Annotated in this window: 2 protein-coding genes and 1 pseudogene; all 3 read left to right on the top strand. The window is 27.7% G+C overall.

Features of this window, described 5'->3' with window-relative positions; genetic code table 11:
- Window positions 1-415 precede the first annotated feature (415 nt).
- Entirely contained in the window at window positions 416-625 is a 210-nt protein-coding gene (locus U9R42_12430) for a hypothetical protein (GenBank protein MEA3496824.1), read from the top strand.
- A pseudogene (locus U9R42_12425) lies at window positions 618-1,073 on the top strand (PIN domain-containing protein). The gene U9R42_12430 and the pseudogene U9R42_12425 overlap by 8 nt, the downstream one beginning before the upstream one ends.
- 379 nt (window positions 1,074-1,452) lie before the next feature.
- On the top strand, window positions 1,453-1,911 hold a 459-nt coding region (locus tag U9R42_12420; GenBank protein ID MEA3496823.1), incomplete at its 3' end, for a hypothetical protein.

The following is a 1,911-nucleotide window of genomic DNA, read 5'->3' as shown; positions in this document are numbered from 1 at the left end:
ATGATAACCTTTCGGTATAAAAGGAAAACTTTATTGTTTTGTTGTATAGTACAAATTTTATTATATTTGTGAATATATTTAAGATATATTCAAAATTTATTTGGATATAGTAGTTCAAAAACCACAGAGATCTACACTCATGTAACAAATAAGAATTTAATGGAAATATAAAGTCAGGGAGATTTATTGGAATTATAAAATTTTTATTTACATTTGTAACAATTAAATTAATAGCAAAATGCAATCATATCTTTATATACCACGATATTATCATCTTACAAAAGGGGCAGCTATGGGTATAATGGAAATAAACATAATAGGGTTGCGTTTATTTACAAGTTGCCACCAATATTAAGAAAAACCCATATTCAAACCAATTATCTGAATTTTTTGTAAATTTGAAAAAAAAAGAAAAATGATAGTAGAAAGACAAGATAACGAAATATTGGTCAGATTTTCTGCAAGAATGAAGACTTCCAGAATTCAGACAATTCTTGATTATTTACGATACGAAGAATTGACTTCTAAATCATCTGCAACAGAAAATGATGTTGACAAACTTTTAAAAGAAGTAAAAAAAGGACGTTGGAATAGGACTAAAGAAGAATTAGGACTCAATGACTAAAATAATCGTTGATACGAATATCGTATTTAGCACATTACTAAATACCAACAGTAGAATTGGTCAGATTCTGATTAACGCAAAAAACCATTTTGACTTTTATTCACCTGCCTATATTAGATTTGAAATTTTCAATAATAAAGAGAAAATTAAATCCATTGGAAAACTGACAGACGATGAATTCCTTGAAACTTATGCTTTAATATTTAAAAACATAACCATTCTCAACCATTCCATCATACCTACAGAGATTTACAAAAATGCTGAATTGTTGTGCTAGGACATTGACATCGATGATACAATCTTTGTTGCTGTGTCATATTTCACAAAAGGGATTTTATGGACTGGTGACCAAAAACTGTTAAATGGACTGACTAAAAAAGGATATAAGAATTTTATTAAAACCAATGATTTATACCAATTGTTTCTGACAAGAGAAAGACAGAAATAGAAATACTGTTGGCAATTGAGTAGGCGGCTGATATTCTTTCGTTAAAACTACGGCTAACAAAGTGCAACTCTCACAATTTATCCCGCACCTTTTGGGCGAGACCTAAACCAAGCGGGTCTTACCGAAAGTATTTGGCATAGGCTGTACTTGGCGGTTCGTTAGATAAAAGAAAATTATTGTTTTGTTGTATAATAAATATTATATTTGTGAACTGATTTAATATACATTCAAAATTTATTTGGATATGAAAATATTAAAACTACAAAATTTATAAGCTATTGGATAATATTTAATTATGGAATCTTTTAACAAAATAGAAAATGGAAATATAATGAGTGGTCATTTTATTTACTCGTTGTGTGTAATAAAAACAAAAAATATGAAAAGAATTTTTACAATTTTAACCCTTATTTTAATCTCAAGCCCTTTATTTAGTCAAAATGATGAATTTAATACGGCTGACTTGAGAAGGACAGCCCAAATAGTCGAATTTGACCATATTGATTTGGTAAGTGATAAGCAAAAAATACAACCTGATACAGATGTAAATACAAATAAAAATAAAGATGTAAATATAGTATATCCTAATAATGGGCTTACATATAATAAATATCTTACATCTGCACCTCGTTTTACAGGTAAAGAACATATTCATAATATAAATATAAGTAAAAAAGAAAGATATTCTTACAATAATGATATTAAAGATGTAAATACAAATAGAGATGTAAATATACTAAATCCTGACGAAGGATTGGTAAGTGATAATCAAGGAGTACAACCTGATACAGATACAAATAAAAATAAAGATGTAAATATAGTATATCCTAATAAGGGG

It is taken from the genome of Bacteroidota bacterium (genome assembly GCA_034723125.1).
In the GTDB taxonomy this organism is placed as follows: Bacteria; Bacteroidota; Bacteroidia; order CAILMK01; family JAAYUY01; genus JAYEOP01.
The sequence above is the reverse complement of the archived record's forward strand: the minus strand, read 5'-3'. Positions and strand labels throughout refer to the sequence as shown.